This is a genomic window from Curtobacterium sp. MEB011, assembly GCF_030209655.1.
Lineage (GTDB): Bacteria > Actinomycetota > Actinomycetes > Actinomycetales > Microbacteriaceae > Curtobacterium > Curtobacterium poinsettiae.
Genome location: NZ_JARVRN010000003.1, coordinates 1 through 20,903 on the forward strand (window position 1 = coordinate 1; position 20,903 = coordinate 20,903).

Genomic DNA, 20,903 nt, shown 5'->3' on the forward strand with positions numbered 1-20,903 from the left:
AGACAGGGCTGACCGGCGGCGCGAGCGCCCGCAGCGCTCGCGCCGCCGGTCAGCCGGCGGCGATGCGGCGGAGCGCGTCCAGGTGGGCGGCCCAGACGGCCCGGCCCGAGGCGGTCAGGGTGATCGACGTCCGGGGCGTCTTGCCCACGAAGCCCTTCCCCACCGACACGTAGCCGGCCGCCTCGAGCGCGGACACCTGCTTGCTCAGCACCGAGTCACTGACCTCGACCGCGTCCCGCACCTCGCGGAACCCCAGCGTGCCGGCGCGGGTCAGGGCGGCGATCACCGAGAAGCGCACCGGGTGCTGCAGCAGGTCGTCGAGCTCGTGCCGCGGGTGCGTCCGTTCCGTGGTGCTCACGAGCGGGCCTCACGAGCCGCACAGACGAGCGCGACCAGCAGGACGAGCCCCGAGGTGATGCCCGACCAGAGCACCGAGCCGTGCACCCACCCGACCACGGCGATCGCCGCCAGGTAGGTGACCGCCCAGCTGGCGATGTAGACGGTCCAGCGGCGGCTCCGGGCGAAGGCCGAGCGGCCGCGGATGCTCACCATGAAGAACACCACCAGGGCGAACAGCGCGACGAGGGTACCGACGTAGACCGCGGCGAACGCGTCCCCCGTCGTGAGTCCCATGCCGAGCGTGCCGAGCGACGTCGCGACGCCGAGCGCGGTGATGAACGTGACGTACGGCCAGCGGACGGCGTCGTGCGCGCGTCGGCCGATCCGGTCCGCCTGGTCGAGCAGTCGGGCCGCCTCGGCGGGTCCGGGTCGTGCGGTGGTGTGGTCCATGGTGTCCCCTCTCGTTGACACCAGTATGGCAAGTACTTTCCAAATTGGCAAGCAGTTTCCGTATGCGCGAGTCCGCTCGCGATCCGCTTGCGTTCGCGGTGCGCGCTCGTTCGCGGTGCGCTCGCGTTCGCGCTCGCGGCCCTCAGACGCGGACAGGCGTCTCGTCGAGGTCCCACGAGGGAACGGCATGCCGCTTCCACCCCTGACGCAGGGTGTCGGCCGCACGGTCGAACTCGACCAGGACGTCGATGTGCGGGCGGACGAGCATCTGGATCTGCAGCCCCTCGTACATCGCGAGCAGCTGTGTCGCCGCCTGGTACGCGGGGATCCCGGCCTCTTCGGCGCCCTTGTCGAAGTCGCGCTGCAGCCCGACGGTCAGCTGCTCGGCGTACTCCTCGAACCGCTTGCGGAACAGTTCGGCGAACCCGGACTCCGAGCTGGCCACGGTGATCAGTCCGGCGAGGACCCGGACGAGGCCCGGATCGGCGACGTCCTCGGCGAGGGTCAGGCGGACGTGCTCGATCATGCACGTCGGCGGGGCCTTCCGTCGGGTCCCGCGCAGCCGCACCCACCGGTCGTAGGTGACCAGCAGCAGGGCGTGCCAGGTCGGGAACAGCCGCTCGACCGTCTCGAGCGGAACGCCGGCGACGTCGGCGATGACCGCGGCGTCGACGTCGTCGAACGGGTGCAACCGGTACGCGCGGATGGCTGCGCGCACGGTGCGCTCTGCGAGGGACTCGTCGTCCTCGACGCGTTCGCCGTGCAGGGGTTCCATCCGACCATTGCAGCGCATCGCGGGCCGTTTGTCTCGTCCCAGAGCGGGGGCCGTGCCCCCAGGCCGTCAGCCGACGGTGATCGGCGCCGCCGGCGGGCGGACCCGCTGGCGCATCCACACGAAGAACCCGGTCAGGGTGAAGACGCCGTAGAAGACGTACATCAGCCCCGATGCGTAGTACCCGGCGGAGAACAGCAGCGGCACGCCGACCAGGTCGACCGCCACCCAGATGAGCCAGAACTCGACCCACCCCTTGGCCATGCCGTAGGTGGCGAGCAGCGAGCCGACGAAGATCCAGGCGTCGCTCCACACCGGTTCGTAGGATCCGAGCGCGCGGAAGACGGGGGTCAGCAGGGCGGTGCCGCCGACCAGGCCGACGACGAGCAGCAGGCGGGACCGCCAGGAGGCCCAGTGCGGGTCGATCACGGTCGTCGCGTCCTCGGGGCGGTGCGTCCACCGGTACCAGCCGTAGACGCTCACGATGATGAACATGACCTGACGGCCCGCCTGGCCGAGCAGGTTGACGGGGTTGGGGGTGTCGAACAGCGCACCCATGAAGACGGTGAAGAGCAGGGCGTTGCCGACCAGTCCGACCGGCCAGGCCCAGACCTTGCGACGCATGCCGCCGAGGGCGCTGAGCAACCCGAAGACGTTGCCGATCACCTCACGCCACAGCACCGTCTGGTCGCCGATGACGATCTGCGCGTCGAACAACCAACGCACGATGTCCATGGGCCCTCCTCGTTTCCGCCGGACGGTGCAACGACGCCACCCGTACCGGCATTCCTTCCGGGTTTCCCCTGTCCGCACGGAGCGCACACCCAGAAATCGGGGTACAAACCATGTCCTCCAACACGAGGACTCAAATGCCCCCCGTTCTGGGGTCCCGGTGAACGCTCGTTCTCGCTTGTCCGCACTTTGGGGGACAGCTAACGTCGTCCCCAGAGCGAGTCCAGCCCGCCCGAGCAGCAGTCCCTGCGCTCAGAGGCCCGGCGACCGTTCTCGGCACCGGTCAGCCGCGACCCCTTCCAACCACTGGGTCGATGACAACCTCCCCACCGGGCAGGACACCCGAACGTCCCCGGTGGGCTTCAGCGCGCCCAGGCACGCAGGAACGGAACCACTCCATGCACAAGATCGTCACCGGTGCCATCGCCGGCGCAGCAGGCGTCGCACTCCTCCTCGGCGGTGCCGGCACGTTCGCCCTCTGGAACGCCAGCGCCTCGAGCGCCGCGTCCGCGGTGAGCGCCGGCACCCTGACGCTCAGCGCCAACAACGACGGCGCCTGGACCGACATCACGAACGGTCGTTCCGCCGCGATCGACCCGACGAAGGCGCTGATGGTGCCGGGCAACACGTTCCAGTTCACGCAGACGCTGAACATCGGCGCGACCGGCCAGGACCTCAAGGCCAACCTGACCTACGCCAACCAGAGCATCACCGGTGACAGCGCGCTGATCGCCGCCACGACGAAGACGCTGGCCGTCACGTCGACGAGCGCCTCGATCGTGCAGTCCTCGTCGAACGCGAACACCTTCGTCGTCTCGCCGTCGTCGTCCACCTCGACGGTCAAGGTCGTCTTCACCGTGACGCTGCCCGCCGCCGCGACCACCGGTCAGGGCGGATCGCTCAACCTCAGCGCGCTCGCCTTCACGCTGACCCAGACCGCGATCGGTTCCTGACCCACCGATCGCCCCCACCCCACCGACCACGACGACCAGGAGCAGGGACATGACCGCCACACCGCGGACGACGGGACGCCACCGCGCCTCCCGACGCCACCGCTGGGTGTGGCCGGTCGCGCTCGGCCTGGTCGTCGCGGTCGGCACGGCGCTCCTCGGCGTCGGCGGCACCTACGCACTCTGGAACGGCACGGCCAGCACGGCCGCCACCACCGTGCGCTCCGCGACGGCGACCATCACCGTCGGCGGCACGACGGCGATGAACACCGCGGTCCTCGGGCCGGGCACCAGCACCACCGGCACGTTCACCATGCGGAACACCGGGTCGATCCCGCTCTCCGTGCGCGTCACGACGACGTCCTCGAAGTCATCCGTCGCGGCGGCGTCCGGTGAGCTGACGCTCCACCTCGCGATGGTGTCGTCGACCGCGAAGTGCGTGCCCGGGCTCACCGGCACGAGCGCGCGGCTCGCCACCTTCGACACGGGCTCAGGTGTCGTCACCCTGCCGGCCGGGGGCAGCGGCATCGCATGCCTCGAGATGGCCCTCGACGCCGACGCCCCGCAGACCGTCGCCGGCGCAACCACCGACTTCACCCTCACCGTCACCGGAACGCAGGTCGCCGCATGAACCGCCGCCTCCGGCTCCTCGTCGCCGTGCTCCTCACCGCCGTGTTCGTCGGTGGCACCTCGAGTGCCGCGTGGGCCTTGTGGAGCGCCTCGGGCACCACCGCGGCGAGCACGACGGTCGGCACCGTCACGGCGTCGATCGGCGGCACGAGCGCACTCACCACCGCCTTCTCGGCGAGCGTCACCTCGACGACGAAGCCGATCACCCTGACCGACTCGGGCACCCTCGGCGGCACCGCCACCACCACGGTCTCGGTCGCCTCCGGCAGCTCCACCGCACTCGCCAAGGCCGTCACCGTCGTCGCCTGGCCGGTCGCCTCGACCACGGCCTGCACCACGAGCACGGCCGTCGGAACCGGATCCGTCAGCGGAACCTGGGCGTCGCTGCCGAGCATGAGCGCGAAGCTCGCCGCCGGGGCCTCCGCGATCTGGTGCACGCGCAGCACCCTGCAGTCGTCGGCCCCGGCCGGTGCGACCACCACAGTGAACGTCGGCCTCACCGTCACGAGCGGCACCTGGAGCTCGGGCGTCGTCACCGGCAGCTTCACGCTGACCACCCCGGCGGCGACCGTCGACACCACCCCGTCGCTGGTCTGCACCGACCACGGCGGCTGGTACGTCGAGGTGCGCTGGGACGCCGCGAACCGCCCGCAGGACACCTGGTACGGGGCCTTCGTCGGCTCGACCCCGGTCGGGAAGAAGGCGCAGGACTACTCCGCGTTCATCACGATCGCACCGCCGGACGTCCCCGCGAGCGCCGGCACCTCGGGCACGCTCACCGTCACCGTCAAGGTGCTCGACAGCGCCGGCAACCCCACCTCGACCGTCGCGGGCACCGGCAAGGTCACGCTCTTCACGCAGGACAACGGGGCGGCGATCCGATGCGGCGCATGAGCACCCCCGCCCCACACACCGGGTGGCGAGCGGTCGTCCGCGCCGTCGCGTTCGGGCTCAGCACCGGGCTCCTGCTCATCGTGGCTGCGCTGGCCGTCGTGCTGATCGTCGTCCCGAAGGCCACGGGGTCGATGCCGCTCACCGTCCTGACGCAGTCGATGGAGCCGACACTCCCCCCGGGCACCCTGCTCGTGGTCCGGCCGACCCCGGTCGAGGACATCCAGGTCGGCGACGTCGTCACCTACCAGATCGTCTCCGGCCAGCCCGCGGTCATCAGCCACCGCGTGGTGTCGGTGTCCTCGTCGTCGGACGGCGGACGGACCTTCGTCCTCAAGGGCGACAACAACGCCGAGGCCGACCCCGCCCCCGTCACCGCCGTGCAGATCCGCGGTGTCCTCTGGTACAGCGTCCCGGAGATCGGCCTGGTCAACCAGCTCGTCAACGGATCGCGCAGCTGGCTCATCCCGCTGGTCGCCGGCGTGCTCCTGACGTACGGCGCGGTCATGATGACCGCGGGCTTCGTCAGCACCGCTCGTCGTCGTCGGGCGGGCACCGGCCGCGGGCGTCGCAGCGCAGCACACCACGTCGAACGGAGCACCACCGAGACCACGACCCCCACCCGGTCTAGGCTCGGTGGACGTGACGGACGGAGTGCAGCGGGCGCGGGAGCTCCTCGACGCAGCGGCCCGACGGCTCCGCGCCGCGGACGTCCCCGACGAAGCGCTCGGCGAGTACGTCCAGCCGAAGGCCGTCCTCGGGATCCGTCGTGACCCCACCATGCGGCCGCTCGGGCGGGTGTGGCGGGTCGGAGCGCTCCTGATCGGGTCGTCCCCCGAGACCGCCGGCGGTGTCTGGGCCACCGGGTCGATCACCCGGGTCACCGAACCCGGTCGTTCGCAGTACCAGTCGGTCTCCGCCGAGGTCCGTCGCGCCTACCGTGCCGCCGCCGCGAAGGGACACTTCGCCGCCGGTGAGACGGTCAACCACGGCGCCGTCCCGATCCCCGTCGACGAGACCCTGGTCGCCGCCGACGGCGTGCTCTTCGTCGCCGACGACGTGCCCTCCGTCCGGTGGTCCCCGACGGCCGGCGCCGCCGTCCCCCTCGCCGACTACCTGGCCGACCGCGTCGGACTGCTCGTCGATCCCCCGCGGGGCGCGACCGACTGACACGGCACCGCCCGTCGCACGGTGCGGGGTTCGTCGTGCGGTGCAGGTTCGTCGCGCCTGCGCACCGTGCAGCGCGGGAGACTCCGTGCGCGTTCCCGCTCCCGGTGCGAGCTCCTGCCGCAGAGCAGCAGAGCCGCACCGTGCCGGATCGCCCGACCCGTGCGAACCTGCCCGCCCCGTGCCCCGCCACAACCCCGCACCGAGCCACCTCCACCGCCCCGGCCCACGAACCCCGCACCGTGCGGCTTCGGTCGAGCCCCCAGGACGCGACCACGGAACCGCACCGCGCCGGGTTCGTCGTGCGGTGCAGGGTTCGTCGTGCGGTGCAGGGTTCGTCGCGCGGTGCCGGTTCGTCGCGCCTGCGCACCGTGCCGGATCGCCCGACCCGTGCGAACTTGCCCGCCCCGTGCCCCGCCACAACCCCGCACCGAGCCACCTCCACCGCCCTGACCCACGAACCCCGCACCGTGCGCCCCGCACCCACCGCACACCGCCCACCGCCCCGCACGACGAACCCCGCACCGTGCGCCCCGCACCCCGCACCCCGCACCCCGACACCCAACTCCCGGCGCGTGACCCCATGCAGACCACCCGGCTGTCGCGACGTCACCCGGTCCCGATAGTGTCGGAACGTGAGCAACGATGCATTCGACGACCGCTACGAGCTGCGCGAGTTCGCGCCCGGGACGGACGGCAAGGGGGCACCGAACGCCGAGACGGCACCGTGGATGCAGGCCGTCGGGATGGGCTTCCACGAAGCCGACCCCGACGCCGAGGGCGCAGCCCGCATGGCGTCGCACTTCATCGCCGACGAAGAGACCTTCCTCGGGGTCTACGTGCGGAAGCCGTTCCCGGGGTCCGTCGACGAGACCTGGCCGGCCGGCACCTTCACCTGGTTCCGCAAGGCGCTGAGCTGGGGAGACGGGTCCTCCGTCGACACCCAGGCGATCTCCGCGGTCACCGTCCGTCCGACCGAACGCCGCCGCGGCATCCTGCGCCGGATGATGACGCACGCGCTCGAGCGGGGCGTCGCCGAGGGCTACGCCGTGGCGTCGCTGACCGCGTCCGAGGGCACCATCTACCGCCGCTTCGGCTTCGGCAGCGCCATCCGCGAGCGCGCGATCCACGTCCGCCGCGAACGCGCGCTCCCCCTGCTGGCGCCGACCTCCGGCACGGTGTCGGTCGTGACGCCGCAGTGGCTCGCCGACGGCCCGGGCAAAGCCGTCTTCGACCGCTTCCACGCCCGCACCCCCGGCTCCATGCTCCGCAACACCGGCACCTGGGACGTCGTCTTCGGCCTGCGTGGCCCCGACGGCCAGAAGGCGAAGGACGTCCGCGCTGCCGTGCACCGGCCCGACGGTTCGGACGACATCGACGGCTACGTCACCTGGCGCGTCAAGGAGACCAGCGGTTCCGACACCGCGCTCGAGATCGTCGACCTGGTCTACGCGGACGACCGGGCCTACACCGCCCTGTGGGAGTTCCTGCTGTCGGTCGACCTCAACGACGTCGTGAAGTACAACCGGTCCCGCCTCGACGACCCGATCGTCGCGGCGCTCGGCGACAACCGTGCGTACGACGTCGACCACGAGGAGGACCACGTCTGGCTGCGCGTGCTCGACGTGGCGGCGGTGCTCGAGTCGAGGCCGTTCGCCACCGACGGCTCGCTGACACTCGCGGTCACCGATGCGCTCGGCCACACGACCGGCACGTACCGGCTGGACGTCCAGGAGGCCCGTGGCACCGTCACGCGCGTCGCCGACGACGTCGACGTGGCCGGGTCTGACGTCCAGCTCGACGTCGCGGAGCTCGGTGCGGTGCTGATCGGCTCGGTCTCCCCCGTCACCCTGGCGGCCGCCGGCCTGGTCCGCGCTGCGGACCCGGCGTCGGTGGAGCTGCTCCGCGCGATGCTGTTGCCGCCGCGGACGCCGCACGGCATCACGTACTTCTGATGGACGTCGCCCGGGTGGTCGGCCGGGCGCGTCAGGTCGTCTCCGTCCTGGCGTCCCCGGCCCTCCGTGCGGCGGTGTTCGCCGGAGCCCCCGCCGACGACCGCACCCGGGCGGCGGTCGGCTCGTTCGACTGGGTCACCGACGACGGCCCCGACGCCGCGGTGCTCGGTCGGACGGCACGGGAACTCCAGCGATTGCAGTCGCCGGCAGCGGTGCTCGAGTTCGACCGGATCGAGCGGATGCCGGTGAAGGACGTCGAACGACATGCGCTGTCCGTCCGGATCGTGGAGCTCGTGTTCGAGCGCCTCGGGCGTGACCGCGCCGTGCCGGAGGCCGTGCTGAACGCCGCGATCGGCATGCTGGCGGCCGACGTGTCCATCGTGCGCCGGGATGCGGTGGACCTCGGTGTGCTGACGCGGACCGACGACGGCTCGGTCTACCGGTTCGTGGGGCGCCCGGCCTGAGGCAGCCGGGCAGGCGGGCAGGCGGGCAGCCGGGGCAGGGCGGGGCGGGCAGCCGTCGCAGGGCGGGGCGAGCCGGGCCCGGCGCAGACGCACGGTGCAGGGTTCGTCGGACCGTGACGGGCTACCCGCTCGGTGCGGCGCCGTAGTGCAGCACGGAGCGGGCAACCTCGCACGGACCAGCGCGCCCCGCACGGTGCGCGGGCCGACCGCGCCCTACGCCCGGCGCCGCACCCGCGGGTCGACGAACGCGTAGACGATGTCGACGATCACGTTCGCGGTCACGATCAGCAGCGCCGAGAACAGCGTGAAGCCGACGACCACCTGCAGGTCGAGCGTGTGCACCGCGTCGATCAGCAGCGCGCCGAGACCCTGCATCGAGAACACCTTCTCGGTGATGACTGCACCGCCGAGCAGCGACCCGAGGTCGAGCCCGAACAGCGTCACCACGGGCAGGATCGCCGTCCGGAGTCCGTGCCGCACGACGACCTGGCGCTCGCGCAGTCCCTTGGCCCGAGCGGTCCGGACGAAGTCCTGCGACATCGACTCGAGCATCTCGCCGCGGGTCAACCGGGCGTAGATCGCAGCGCTGATGAAGGCCAGCACGCACCACGGCAGGATCAGGTGGGTGAACCAGCCGACCGGGTCGTCACCGAAGGCCACGTAGCCGCTCGTCGGCAGGATCCCGAGCACGAACCCGAACAGCAGGATGCCGAGCAGTCCGACCAGGTACGCCGGCGACGAGACACCCGCGACCGCGACCGTCATCACGGCCCGGTCGACGAAGGTGCCGCGACGCAGCGCCGAGACGGTGCCCCCGAACACCCCGGCCACGAGCCACAGCACAGCGGCTCCGACGGCGATCGAGGCGGTGACGGGCAGGCGCGCGAGGATGAGCTCGGTGACGCTCTCGTGCAGCTGGAACGAGTACCCGAAGCACGGCGCCGCGCACTCGATGACGCTGTTGCCGCTGCCGAAGGTCCGGCCGGTGAAGATGCCGGCCAGGTAGGCGCCGAACTGTGCGAGCCAGGGCTTGTCGGTGCCCAGGAACGCCTGCACCTCGCGCAGTCGGTCCGGGGTGCAGGGCTTGTCGCAGATCGCCCGCGCCGGGTTGGTCGGCAGCAGCATGAAGAGCGCGTACGTGATGGCCGCGACGACGAGCAGCACGACCGCCGCACCGAGCAGGCGGATCGCGAGGAAGCGCAGGGTCGCGGCGTTCACGCGGTGCCCCCTCGCGGGTCGAGGGCGTCGCGCAGGGCGTCGCCGAGCACGTTGAAGGCGAGGGTGATGAGGAACAGTGCGGCTCCGGGGAACACGAGGTACATGGGGTCGGTCTGCACCCATCCGATGGCGTCACCGATGCTGCGACCCCACGACGGCGTCGGCGGGTTGACCCCGACGGCGAGGAACGAGAGCGCGGCCTCGGCACCGATCATCGACGGGATCGAGATCGTCGCGTAGACGGTGATGGTCGCGGCGAGGTTCGGCAGCAGCTGCGTGCGGATGACGTGCCACCGGCCGGCACCCATCGCGGTGGAGGCCACGACGTAGTTCCGGCTGACGAGCGACAGCGTCTGCCCTCGCACGACACGGGCCACGGCCGGCCAGCCGAAGAACCCGATGACGAGCACGACGAGCACGGGCTTCGGGAACGACGACGGCACGATCGCGGTGAGGGCGATCATGAACACGAGCGACGGGAACCCGAAGATCACGTCGACGACCCGCGAGAGCACCCGGTCGTACCAGCCGCCGAAGAACCCGGTCGTGACGCCGACGAGCACGCCGATGACGATCGACACCAGGGTGGCGGCGAGTCCGATGCCGAGCGAGGTCCGCGCGCCGTACGTGACGATCGAGAACAGGTCGCGCCCGGTCAGGGGCTCGACGCCGAACCAGTGCTCGCCGCTGATGCCGCCGCCCGGACCGCGCGGAGCGCCGAACGAGTTGAGCGCGTCGATGTCGTACGAGTACGGGTCCTGCCCGGACGCCTTCGCGATGAGCGGGGCCGCCACGGCGACCACCAGGAACACCGCGATGACGACGGCCGAGGCCACCGCCCAGCGGTCTTGCCGCACCCGCCGCACGACGGCCCGGAAGCCGGTCGTACGGCCGGACGGTGCGACCGGTCGGTCGACGACATTGGCCGTCACGAGGCCACTCCTTCCCACGCGCGCCACGCCTCGCGGCGGGCGGCCTGTCGCACGGGATCGGCGACGGGCGCTGCGGCGAGGAGCATGCGCGTGTAGTCCTGTTGCGGGTCGTCGAGCACCGCGTCGGTGCTCCCCCGTTCGACGATCCGGCCGTCGCGCAGCACGATCACCTGGTCGGCGAGCTGGCGGACGACGGCGAGGTCGTGGCTGATGAGCAGCATGCCGAAGCCGAACTCCTGCTGCAGGCCGGCGAGCAGGTCGAGCACGGCGGCCTGCACCGTCACGTCGAGTGCCGAGGTCGGTTCGTCGGCGATCACGAGTGCCGGCCGCAGCGCGAGCGCACGCGCGACGGCGACTCGCTGCCGCTGGCCGCCGGACAGCTGGTGCGGGAACCGCTCGGCCCACGTCGGGTCGAGCTGCACGGCGATCAGCAGTTCGCGGACACGCTCGGCGCGTTCGGCTGCGGAGTCGGTGCCGTGCACGAGCAGCGGTTCCGCGATGCTCCAGCCGATGGTCTGCCGCGGGTTGAGCGACGATGCCGGGTCCTGGAACACGATGCCGACCCGGCTGCGCAGTTCGCGCAGCCGGCGTCCGCGAGCAGTGCGCAGGTCGCTGCCGTCCACCTCGACCGAGCCGGCGACGACGGGCACCAGGCCCGCGAGCGCACGCCCGATCGTCGACTTGCCGGAACCGGATTCGCCCACCAGGCCGACGGTCTCACCGGCGTGCAGGTCGAGGTCGATACCGGACACGGTGGGTCCGCCTCGGCGCGAGTACCGCACGGCGACGTCGCGCAGGCGCGCCACGAGCGGACTGGGCCCACGCCGCCGGTTCCGGTCCGACGCGCCAGCGGCGGGCCGGCCGTGCCGGTGGGGAGAGGCGCGACTCGCGTCGTCGACGTCGGCCGGGGCCGAGGCGGTGCTCGCGTCTGCGGACAGATTGCGGCTTGCCGGAGCCGCGTCCGGTCCGGCAGGCCGAGTCTCGGTCGACGCGAGCGGCTCGGCGGAGCTTCCACGCGCCTCCAGGCTGGGGACGGCCGCGAGGAGCTCGCGCGTGTAGTCGGCGGTCGGGTGTGCGAAGACCTCGGCGACGGTCCCGTGCTCGACCGGGTCGCCGCGACGCAGCACCAGCAGGTCGTCCGCGACGTCCGCCACCACGCCCATGTCGTGGGTGATGAGCAACACGGCCAGGGAACGCTCGCGGCCGAGCCGCCGCAGCAGGTCGAGGATGCCGGCCTGCACGGTGACGTCGAGGGCGGTCGTGGGCTCGTCGGCGAAGAGTGCGACCGGGTCGCCGGCCAGGGCCATCGCGATCATCGCGCGCTGGAGCTGGCCGCCGGACAGTTCGTGCGGGTAGGCCTTCCGGATGCGCTCGGGGTCGGCGAGCCCGGCGTCACGGAGCAGTTCGTCGACGCGTGCCCGGACCCCGGCGCGGTCGAGTCCCGACGGGTGTACCCGGACGGCCTCGGCGATCTGGGTGCCGATCGACAGGACCGGTGTGAACGAGTTCATCGGCTCCTGGAACACCACCCCGATGCCCGCACCACGGACGGCGCGCACGGTCTCGGTGGGGGCACCGATGAGCTCCTCGCCGCGGAACCGGGCGCTGCCGGACACCGTGGCCTGCGTCGGCAGGAGCCCGAGCACGCTCATGGCGCTGACGGACTTGCCCGAGCCGGACTCCCCCACCAGGGCGAGGACCCGGCCGGGCGTCAGGTCGAAGGAGACGTTACGGACGACGGGCTCCGCGTCGCCGAACGCGACGCGGAGCCCCTCGACCTGCAGGATCGGATCGGTCACTGCTTGAGCGAGACCTTGAGGTAGTTCGGGTACGCGGGGAAGTCCGCGATCTGGAAGTTCTGCACGTTCGACCCGGCGAGGAACGACTGCTTCGCGTAGATCAGCGGTACGACCGGAGCGTCGGCCATGATCTTCTGGTCGGCCTGGGCCCAGAGCTTCTGCGCGGCGTCCTGGTCGACCGTCGAGCTCGCCTTCACGATGAGGGCGTCGACCTCGGGGTTGCGGTACTTCGAGACGTTGTAGCCGCCGCCACCGATCTGCGACGAGGCGTAGAGCGGCTGGAGGTTGGCGTTCGCGCTCGGGAAGTCCGGCTGCCAGCTCGACAGCGACAGGTCGAAGTCGGTGCCGTTGGTGGTCGCCTGCGTGAAGGAGTCGTAGTCGAGCGGCTTGAGCGTCACCGTGATCCCGGCACGCTTCAGGCCGGACTGCAGCGCCTGCGCCTGGGCGAGGTACGTCGGGTCGTTCTGCGTGACGAGGGTCAGCTTCAGGCCCGAGACACCGGCCTCCTTGAGCAGCTGCTTCGCCTTGTCGACGTCGCCGGTGGCCTTCGTCTTGTACAGGTCGTAGTCCTGGCGCCCCGCGATGCCCGGGGTGATCAGGGTCGAGGCGTACGACCCGGCGATCGCGCCGCCGGCGGCGATCCGGAACGACTTGCGGTCGACGGCGTACTGCAGGGCCTGTCGGACCTTGAGGTCCTTGAGCGCACCGCGCTGCGTGTTGATCGCCATGTAGCTGATCGGGCCGGCCTTCGAGGTGGCGAGGCGGTCCTGGGCGGCCGGGTTGCTGCGCACCTGGTTCAGCTCCGCGGCACCGAGGTAGATCGCCCCGAAGGAGTTCTTGGCGTCGCCGTTGTCCGCGATCAGGGTCTGCGTGGCCGTGGACTGGTCCTGGCTCTCCTTGAACACGATCTTCGACGGGCCGGCCGTGCGGACCTCGTCGGTCTTCGCACTCCAGTTCTTGTTGCGGACCAGCGTGACCTGCGAGCCCTGCGTGTTCGACTGCACCTGGTACGGGCCGGACGCGACCGGCTTCAGGTCGTAGGCGCCGGTGTCCTTGCCGTCGCCCTCGGGCACCGGGGTGAACGCCGGCATCGACGCGAGCCACGGCCAGTCGCCGTACGCGGCGTTGAGCTTGAAGACGATGGTCTTGTCGTTCGGGGTCTCGATGCTGTCGAGCGACTTGCCGTCGAACGGGCCCTTGTAGGAGTCACCACCGACCAGGAGCGACTTGTGGTAGCTCAGGCCACCGCTCAGCGTCGGCGCGAACGAGCGCTCGATGCCCCACTTGATGTCCTTCGTGGTGATCGGCGTGCCGTCCTGGAACTCGACGCCGTCCTTCAGCGTGTAGGTCCAGGTCTTGCCGTCGTCGCTCGAGACGCCGGTGTTGGTCGCCAGGTCGGGCACGACCTTCGCCGTCTTGCCCGGCTCGACGTCCCAGGTGGTGAGTCGACGCGCGACGAGCCCCATCGACGTGATGCCGAGACTCTGGCTGGTCGCCGGGTCGAGGTGGAACGAGGTCTGCGGCGTCAGGATGTTGAGCGTGCCGCCCTTGGCCGTGCCGTCGGCACCGTCGTCGGACGAGCCCCCACCCGAGCAGCCGGTCAGGACCAGGGCTGCTGCTGCGGCGACGGCCGCGGTGATCGTCAGGCGGTTGGGGCGTCTCATGACGGGGCTGCTCCTCGGGGAAGGGGGCGCGATCGCGGTGGCGGTCGCTGCGACGGCGGAACGGTCCACCCGCCGGGCGGCATCTATCCTGACACCGCGACGGTGGCCCGTCCGAATCTCGCGTGCGTCGGACGACGCACGACGAAACATTGCAAGCGCCGGACGCCGTCCCGCTATTCCCGATGCGTTCGCACCGTCGTGTGTCAGCGGTCGAAGAGCCCACCGAGGAAGTCGTTGCCGAGGTTCGACGCCTGCTCGCCGAGACCGGACGCCTGCTCACCGAAGCCACCGAGGAGCTGCTCACCCTGACCGGCGAGTCCCTCGACGCCACCGCTGAGGTCACCGAGCCCGAGGTCACCCATGCCCGAGGCGATGCCCTCGAAGTCCACGCCGAGGTCGGCAGCCCCGGCCAGCACCGGACCGGCGGCGGCGCTCAGCACCGCTCCCCCGGCCACCGCGGCGGCGAGGCCACCGAACGCCATCGCGCCAGCGCCGACCGCTGCACCGCCGGCGAAGGCCCCGGCGCGGCCGCGACCGTTGCCGTTGGCGTTGCCCGAGCGGCCGGAACCCCCGAGGACCCGTCGGACCAGACCCGGACGCGACATCTCCCCGCGGGTCATCGCACGGGCCATGCCGCCCGCCGAGTCGTCGCGCAGGTGCTCGTGGGGCGGGAGCTCGGAGTTCAGGCGGTCGCGGACCTGCTGGCGCTGCCCGGGGGTGAGCCGCGCGAAGGCGTCGTGGTGGACCTGTTCGAGCTGCTCCGGCGACGAGGTGCGGAGCAGGTAGTCGTACTTCGCCAGGGCGACCTTGTCGGCGTCGGCCCCGTGCTGCGGCGTGCCTGCGTGCTGCTGCTGGCCGTACTGCTGCGGCTGGCCGTACTGCTGCGGCTGGCCGTACTGCTGTGGCTGGCCATACTGCTGCGGCTGGCCGTACTGCTGCGGCGGCTGCTGCTGGCCCCGGTCGTCGCCGGTCAGCTTGTCCGCGGCGCTCCGCACGATGCCACGCCAGTCGGTTCCGCCCTGCTGCGATCCGGCGCCGGGCGCGGTTCCCCCCTGCCCACGCTTCTGGAGCTGCTTGTCGATGACCTTCGAGGCCATGCCGATGATGCGGTTGAGGTTCGCCATGCCCCGACCTTTGCGTCCTCACATGTGGACGACCGGTACCGAAGCGGGGGTTCGCCGGGGCATCCGATGGGGATCCCCTGTGAGAGTCGATCTGCATATCAGCGGACACATGCACGTCGGCTGGCTCCGGTCGCGTCACCGCCGGAGCGCGACCTGGGCGAAAGCGTGAGGCCCGGGACTGCGACAACAGTTCCGGGCCTCGATTCGCCTTCCGAGTGGAAAGCCAAGGGATGCATCAACCATCCCGATTCCAACGCTCGGAACCGATGGTAGCCGAGCCCGCTCGGCGACGCATCCCTCGGCCGAAGCTCCTCGTGTCAGCCGGCGACGACACCAGGAGGTCAGCGATGTCGAACGACGCCGATGATCGGTCCAGGCGTCGGGTGCCCTGGCTGGGGATCGCGAGCTTGCTCGTGACCGTGGTCAGGCTCCTGATCGACCTGTCCCGCAAGGACTGAGGACCCGGGTGTCCCGCACCACAGCCGGTGGTGCGGGACACCTGTCAATCGCGTCAGGACAGGATGCGCGCGAGGAACGCGTTGCGGAACCGCCCCGTGGGGTCGAGGTCACGGGCGAGTGCGGCGAAGTCGGACAGCCGCGGGTACGCCTCGTGCAGCCGCTCGGCGCCGGCAGCGGAGACCTTGCCCCAGTGCGGCCGCGGGTCGAAGGGCTCGAGGACGTCCTCGATCCGGGTGACCGCCGCGGCCACGGCGGCGGCGTCCCGGCGGAACGTGAAGTGCAGACCGACCGACTGTCGGCCGGATGACGGCGCGAGCCAGGCGGTGTCGGCCGCGATGGCGCGGACCTCGGCGGCGATGAGGATCGGCGCGAACAGCGACGCCAGCGGTCGGAGCGCCTCGAGTGCCGCCACGGCCGAGGCCGCGGGGATCAGGTACTCGGCCTGGATCTCGGCCCCGGTCGAGGGGGTGAACGAGGACCGGAAGTGCGGCAGCCGCTCGGCCCACGGCCCTGGCACGCCGCCCTGCTCGGTGACCCCGGCAGGGTCGTTCTCACCCGGGTGCACCGGACCCGAGGCCGCACGTGCTCCGAGGGCCACGAGGTCGACCGTCGGTGCGGCCTCGTCGACGCGGTGCTTGACCCAGACCTGCCGGGCGCCCCGGTCGTCGAACGACGTGAACATCGACACCGAGTACGCGTCGGACATCACCGGGTCGAACTGCGCGGCCACGGCCTCCCACGGCAGGTCGAGGTGCACCGTCGTGGCGACCTGGAACGTCGGCTCGATCGCGAGCTCCACCGCGGTGACGACGCCGAGCGCGCCGATCCCCACGCGGTGGGCGTCGAGCAGCCCGTCCGGCGACGCAGCGTCGACGTGGTCGAGCGCGCCGGAGGCGCGCACCACGTCGAGGCCGACCACCGCCTGCGCGAGCGACGGGTTCCGCACACCGGAGCCGTGCGTCCCCGTGGCGACGGCACCGGCCGTGGAGATGTGCGGCAGGGACGCGAGGTTCCCGAGGGCCCAGCCACGGGCCTCCAGTCCGGCCGCGACCTGGCTGTGCGTCATGCCCGCGGCCACACGGACCACCCGCCGGGCCGTGTCGATGTCGAGCACGGGCGGCAGGTCCGACAGCGAGACCTGGACGGCATCCGTGTCGGCGATGGTGTTGAACGAGTGTCGCGAGCCGAGCGCCGTCAGGCGCGGCGTCGAGGCGACGAGCTGCTGGAGCTCGTCCACCGACGTCGGGCGGGCCAGCGCCGAGGCGCGGTAGGTGACGTTGCCCGCCCAGTTCGTGCGCGTGCGCTCGGCCGCGATCACGTCGTCCATCGTGGGTCCTGACTCCCCTAGAAGCCGCGGTCGAGACGGTGCCACGTCTGCTGGAGACGCAGCTCGTCGCGGAACCCGCGTGCGGTGGTGTGCTCGTCGATCACCAGGAACTCCGTGCCGACCATCGTCGCGAAGTCCTCGACGACCTGCAGGCCGACCGCCGTCGTCATGACGGTGTGGTGCGCGGCGCCGGCGGTGAGCCAGGCCTCGGCGGCGACGGGGAACGACGGCCGGGGCTCCCAGACCGCACGGCCGACGGGAAGCTTCGGCAGGGCCTCGGTCGGGGGCACGACGTCGACGACGTTCGCGGTGAGGCGGAACCCGTCGCGGGTGTCGGAGAGCGCGACGACGACGGCCTCGCCGGAGTCGGCGGTGAAGACCAAGCGGACCGGGTCGTCCTTGCCGCCGATGCCGAGCGGGTGGATCTCGAGCGTCGGCTTCGTGGTGGTGAGCGTCGGCGAGACCTCGAGCATGTGCGCCCCGAGGATCTTCTCGGCGCCCGGGGTGAGGTCGTAGGTGTAGTCCTCCATCAGGCTCGCACCACCGGGCAGGCCGGCGCCGGCGACGTTCATCGCGCGGACCAGGACCGAGGTCTTCCAGTCGCCCTCGGCGCCGAAGCCGTAGCCGTCGGCCATCAGGCGCTGCACGGCCAGGCCCGGCAGCTGCTTGAGCGAGCCGAGGTCCTCGAAGTTCGTGGTGAAGGCGGCGCTTCCGTTCTGCGCGAGCAGCGTGCGGAGGCCGATCTCGATGGCGGCGCCGTCGCGGAGCGCGGCGTGACGCTCGCCACCGTCGCTGCGGAGTGACGGGTCCACGTCGTAGTCGCGCTCGTACGTCGCCACGAGCGCGTCGACCGCTGCCGTGTCCGCTGCTGCGGCGTCCACCGCTGCTGCGAGCTCGTTGACCGCCCACGTGTTGACCTGCACGCCGAGCTCGATCTCGGCCTCGGTCTTGTCGCCCTCGGTGACGGCGACGTAGCGCATGTTGTCGCCGAAGCGGGTGAGCTTCAGCTCGCGGACGGCCGCGGCACCTGCGGCGGCACGGGTCCAGTTCGCGACGCGCTGCTGGACGCGCGGGTCCGAGACGTGGCCGACGGCCGTGGCGTGCCGGACGCCCAGGCGGGCCAGGGCGTAGCCGAACTCACGGTCGCCGTGCGCGGCCTGGTTGAGGTTCATGAAGTCGAAGTCGATGTCCGCCCAGGGCAGCGTGACGTTCGCCTGCGTGTGCAGGTGCAGCAGCGGCTTGGTCAGGGCCTGCAGGCCGCCGATCCACATCTTGGCCGGGCTGAACGTGTGCATCCACGTGGTGACACCGATGACCTTGTCGTCGGCGCTCGCCTCGATGAGCGCCCGGCGGATGCCGTCGGCGTCCTTGAGGACGGGCTTCCAGACGAGCTGCACCGGCAGGTGCCCGGCGAGCTCCGCGTGGACGGCCTTGCTCTGCTCCTCGACCTGGCGCAGGGTCTCCTCGCCGTAGAGCCCCTGGGAGCCGGTGAGGAACCAGACCTCGTAGCTGTCGAGCGTGGCCTGGGGGTCGACGGTGGTGTCCTGCGTCATCGCATGGCTCCTTCGGGGTTCTGTCCGTAGACGTTCTGGTAGCGATCGAAGAGTCGATCGATGTCTGCTTCGGGGATCGGGACGACCTCGCCTCCCTGCTTCGCGATGTGGACGGTCCGTGCCACGTCCTCGCACATCACGGCGGCCTTGACGGCGTCCTTCGCGTCCTTGCCGATCGTGAAGACGCCGTGGTTCTGCATCAGGACCGCACGGCTGCGGTGACCGCTCAGGGTGTCGACGATGCCGTGGCCGATCGAGTCGTCGCCGATGATCGCGAACGGGCCGACCGGGATCGGTCCGCCGAACTCGTCCGCCATCGCCGTGATCACGCACGGGATCGCCTCGGCGCGGGCGGCCCAGGCGGTGGCGTACGTCGAGTGGGTGTGCACGACACCGCCGACCTCGGGCATGTTCCGGTACACGTAGGCGTGCGCAGCGGTGTCGCTCGAGGGGCCGTGCGCGTTGCCCCAGCCCTCGGCCGGCACGCCGTCGAGGGTGCAGACGACCTGGTTCTCCGGCGTCAGGTCGTCGCTCGACACCCCGCTCGGCTTGATGACGAACAGGTCCGTACCGGGCACGCGCTCGGAGACGTTGCCGCCGGTCCAGATCACGAGGCCGTAGCGGACGAGTTCGCCGTGCAGGCGCGCGACACGCTCCCGCGTCGTCGCCACCGCCTGGCGTGTGGTCTCGTCGATCGCGTCCGTCATCGGGTCACTTCCTCTGTCTGGAGGCGCGGGTCGGCGCCGTCGGTCGCTTCGGTCGGTCCTGTGGTCGCGCTGGGGCGGGTCGCCGCCGCGGCGACGTCCTGCACGGGCAGTGCCGCCCGGTAGCGGTCCAGGTACGTCTGGAACCCGGCGACGTCCGCCGGCTCGGGTTCGGCCACGTGCACGGCGTCCCCGCCGAACACGGTGTCCGACAGGTAGTCGGCGAGCTGCTGGTCGGTGTGCTCGAGGTAGGCGGCCAGCACCGCGATCCCCCACGCTCCGCCCTCGCCCGCGGTCTCCTCGAGCGCGATCGGCACGCGCAACGCCGCCGCGAGCAGCCGCTGCGGGCTGCCGGGCGTCCGGAAGAGCCCGCCGTGCGCAGTCATCCGGTCCACCTGCACCTGTTCGCCGTGCAGGACGTCCATGCCGATGGCCAGGGTCGCGAAGGCGCCGTGCACCTCGGAGCGCACCAGGTTGCCGAGCGTGAAGCGTGCGCCGGGGGTGCGGAGCAGCAGGGGCCGGCCGTCCTCGACGTGGGTGACCGGTTCGCCCGCCAGGTAGTTGAAGGAGAGCAGGCCGCCGGCGTCCGGGTCGGTGTCGTCGGCGACGGCCTCGGCGAGCAGCGTGGCGTAGACGTCGTCGATGCCGATCGGCGTCGCGCCGGTCCGCTCGCTCGAGGCCTCGGCGAAGCGCCCGAACACCCGGGCCCAGCTCGCGATCTCGCTCGCGCCGTTGTTGCAGTGCACCATCGCCACGGCGTCCCCGGCCGGGGTGGTGACGACGTCGAGTTCCTCGTGCGCCGTGGTCAGCGGCTGCTCGAGCACGACCATCGCGAAGATGCTCGTGCCGACACTGACGTTGCCGGTGCGCGGAGCGACCGCGTTCGTCGCGACCATGCCGGTGCCGGCGTCCCCCTCGGGCGGGCAGAGCGGCGCACCGGGTTCGAGCGTGCCGGTCGGGTCGAGCCAGGCCGCTCCCTCGGGGGTCAACTCGCCCGCTTCGGCGCCGGCCACCAGGACCTCGGGCAGCAGGGACCGCAGGTCCGGCAGGCCGATCAGGTCCTCCGCGGCGGCGAGCATGGCGGGGTCGAAGTCCTTGGCACCGGGGTCACCGGGGCCGCTGTCGACGGGGCCGCCCTCGATGGGGAACATGCCGCTGGCGTCACCGACACCCAGCGCGTTCCGGCCGGTCAGACGACGGTGGACGTAGCCGGCCAGGGTCGTCACACCGGCGATCTCGGCCACGTGCGGCTCGTCGTCGAGGACCGCCTGGTACAGGTGCGCGATCGACCAGCGCAGCGGGATGTTGAACCCGAGGGCGTCGCTGAGCCGTTCGGCTGCGGGACCCGTGGAGGTGTTGCGCCAGGTGCGGAACGGCACGAGCAGCTCGCCCGCGGCGTCGAACGCCAGGTAGCCGTGCATCATCGCGCTCACGCCCACCGCGCGGAAGGTCGTCGGGGTCACGCGGTACTGCGACTCGACGTCGGCGACCAGGGCGGCGTACGCGGCACGGAGTCCGGTCTCGACGGCATCGAGTGAGTAGGTCCAGCGCCCGTCGACGTACTCGTTCTCCCACTCGTGGGACCCGGCTGCGATGGGGACGAGGTCTTCGTCCACCAGACAGGCCTTGATGCGGGTGGAGCCGAGCTCGATCCCGAGCGTGGTGCGGCCGTCCACGATCCGCTGTCGGCGGTCGTCGCCCATGCGTTCCTCCAGAACCTCGTCGTCCTCAGTGAGCGCTCACATCCTGGCACGTGAGCGCTCACACACGCAA

20 protein-coding genes are annotated in these 20,903 nt (G+C 71.6%); 7 read left to right on the top strand and 13 right to left on the bottom strand.

Translation table 11 applies throughout. From position 1 onward, the window contains the following. Nucleotides 1–49: 49 nt before the first annotated feature. From QRN30_RS04050 to pnuC, 4 genes are all read right to left on the bottom strand, one after another. Nucleotides 50–358: a winged helix-turn-helix domain-containing protein gene (locus QRN30_RS04050; protein WP_017888415.1), complete on the bottom strand. Its 309-nt coding sequence runs from the start codon at nt 356–358 to the stop codon at nt 50–52. Beyond that, nucleotides 355–789, bottom strand: coding sequence for a hypothetical protein (locus tag QRN30_RS04055; RefSeq protein WP_017888414.1), 435 nt, complete (start codon nt 787–789; stop codon nt 355–357). The genes QRN30_RS04050 and QRN30_RS04055 overlap by 4 nt, the downstream gene beginning before the upstream one ends. 142 nt (nt 790–931) lie before the next feature. Continuing rightward, entirely contained in the window at nt 932–1,564 is a 633-nt protein-coding gene (locus QRN30_RS04060) for a TetR/AcrR family transcriptional regulator (RefSeq protein WP_042540330.1), read from the bottom strand. Nucleotides 1,565–1,630: 66 nt separating this feature from the next. Beyond that, nucleotides 1,631–2,296 (bottom strand): nicotinamide riboside transporter PnuC, encoded by a 666-nt coding sequence (gene pnuC, locus QRN30_RS04065; protein WP_017888412.1) that lies wholly within the window; start codon nt 2,294–2,296, stop codon nt 1,631–1,633. Nucleotides 2,297–2,691: 395 nt separating this feature from the next. Between pnuC and QRN30_RS04070 the strand changes: the two genes are divergently transcribed. The 7 genes from QRN30_RS04070 (at nt 2,692) to QRN30_RS04100 (ending at nt 8,350) form a co-directional block, all read left to right on the top strand. Then, a complete protein-coding gene (locus QRN30_RS04070) occupies nt 2,692–3,246 on the top strand; it encodes an alternate-type signal peptide domain-containing protein (protein WP_056070388.1) in 555 nt (184 codons plus the stop codon). Between the two features lie 49 nt (nt 3,247–3,295). After that, complete coding sequence (locus QRN30_RS04075; protein ID WP_071251972.1) at nt 3,296–3,874, top strand: TasA family protein; 579 nt, start codon at nt 3,296–3,298, stop codon at nt 3,872–3,874. Next, entirely contained in the window at nt 3,871–4,767 is an 897-nt protein-coding gene (locus QRN30_RS04080; RefSeq protein ID WP_020381115.1) for a hypothetical protein, read from the top strand. Before QRN30_RS04075 ends, QRN30_RS04080 begins: the two co-directional genes overlap by 4 nt. Beyond that, entirely contained in the window at nt 4,764–5,537 is a 774-nt protein-coding gene (locus tag QRN30_RS04085) for a signal peptidase I (RefSeq protein WP_284760528.1), read from the top strand. Before QRN30_RS04080 ends, QRN30_RS04085 begins: the two co-directional genes overlap by 4 nt. 7 nt (nt 5,538–5,544) lie before the next feature. After that, entirely contained in the window at nt 5,545–5,934 is a 390-nt protein-coding gene (locus QRN30_RS04090; protein ID WP_017888408.1) for a hypothetical protein, read from the top strand. Nucleotides 5,935–6,566: 632 nt separating this feature from the next. Next, complete coding sequence (locus QRN30_RS04095) at nt 6,567–7,886, top strand: GNAT family N-acetyltransferase (RefSeq protein ID WP_262117870.1); 1,320 nt, start codon at nt 6,567–6,569, stop codon at nt 7,884–7,886. Further along, nucleotides 7,886–8,350 (top strand): DUF2087 domain-containing protein, encoded by a 465-nt coding sequence (locus QRN30_RS04100; RefSeq protein WP_071251969.1) that lies wholly within the window; start codon nt 7,886–7,888, stop codon nt 8,348–8,350. Before QRN30_RS04095 ends, QRN30_RS04100 begins: the two co-directional genes overlap by 1 nt. A gap of 213 nt (nt 8,351–8,563) precedes the next feature. Here QRN30_RS04100 and QRN30_RS04105 read toward each other — a convergent pair whose 3' ends face one another. The 9 genes from QRN30_RS04105 to QRN30_RS04145 form a co-directional block, all read right to left on the bottom strand. Then, the gene (locus QRN30_RS04105) at nt 8,564–9,568 is read right to left on the bottom strand and encodes an ABC transporter permease (protein WP_017888405.1); all 1,005 of its coding nucleotides are present in this window, start codon (nt 9,566–9,568) and stop codon (nt 8,564–8,566) included. Beyond that, a complete protein-coding gene (locus QRN30_RS04110; RefSeq protein WP_017888404.1) occupies nt 9,565–10,500 on the bottom strand; it encodes an ABC transporter permease in 936 nt (311 codons plus the stop codon). Before QRN30_RS04110 ends, QRN30_RS04105 begins: the two co-directional genes overlap by 4 nt. Beyond that, nucleotides 10,497–12,299: a dipeptide ABC transporter ATP-binding protein gene (locus QRN30_RS04115; RefSeq protein WP_071251968.1), complete on the bottom strand. Its 1,803-nt coding sequence runs from the start codon at nt 12,297–12,299 to the stop codon at nt 10,497–10,499. The genes QRN30_RS04110 and QRN30_RS04115 overlap by 4 nt, the downstream gene beginning before the upstream one ends. Next, nucleotides 12,296–13,963 (bottom strand): ABC transporter substrate-binding protein, encoded by a 1,668-nt coding sequence (locus QRN30_RS04120; RefSeq protein ID WP_071252045.1) that lies wholly within the window; start codon nt 13,961–13,963, stop codon nt 12,296–12,298. Before QRN30_RS04120 ends, QRN30_RS04115 begins: the two co-directional genes overlap by 4 nt. 203 nt (nt 13,964–14,166) lie before the next feature. Continuing rightward, nucleotides 14,167–15,087 (bottom strand): DUF3106 domain-containing protein, encoded by a 921-nt coding sequence (locus QRN30_RS04125; RefSeq protein ID WP_259576079.1) that lies wholly within the window; start codon nt 15,085–15,087, stop codon nt 14,167–14,169. A 511-nt stretch (nt 15,088–15,598) separates the two neighbouring features. Continuing rightward, nucleotides 15,599–16,873, bottom strand: coding sequence for a D-arabinono-1,4-lactone oxidase (locus tag QRN30_RS04130; protein ID WP_214519565.1), 1,275 nt, complete (start codon nt 16,871–16,873; stop codon nt 15,599–15,601). 17 nt (nt 16,874–16,890) lie between these two features. Further along, nucleotides 16,891–18,426, bottom strand: a complete 1,536-nt coding sequence (gene araA, locus QRN30_RS04135) for an L-arabinose isomerase (protein WP_017888398.1) — start codon at nt 18,424–18,426, stop codon at nt 16,891–16,893. Next, complete coding sequence (locus QRN30_RS04140; protein WP_017888397.1) at nt 18,423–19,133, bottom strand: L-ribulose-5-phosphate 4-epimerase; 711 nt, start codon at nt 19,131–19,133, stop codon at nt 18,423–18,425. The genes araA and QRN30_RS04140 overlap by 4 nt, the downstream gene beginning before the upstream one ends. Beyond that, on the bottom strand, nt 19,130–20,833 hold the full coding sequence (locus QRN30_RS04145; protein WP_284760529.1) for a xylulokinase: 1,704 nt from the start codon (nt 20,831–20,833) through the stop codon (nt 19,130–19,132). Before QRN30_RS04145 ends, QRN30_RS04140 begins: the two co-directional genes overlap by 4 nt. Between the last annotated feature and the right edge of the window lie 70 nt (nt 20,834–20,903).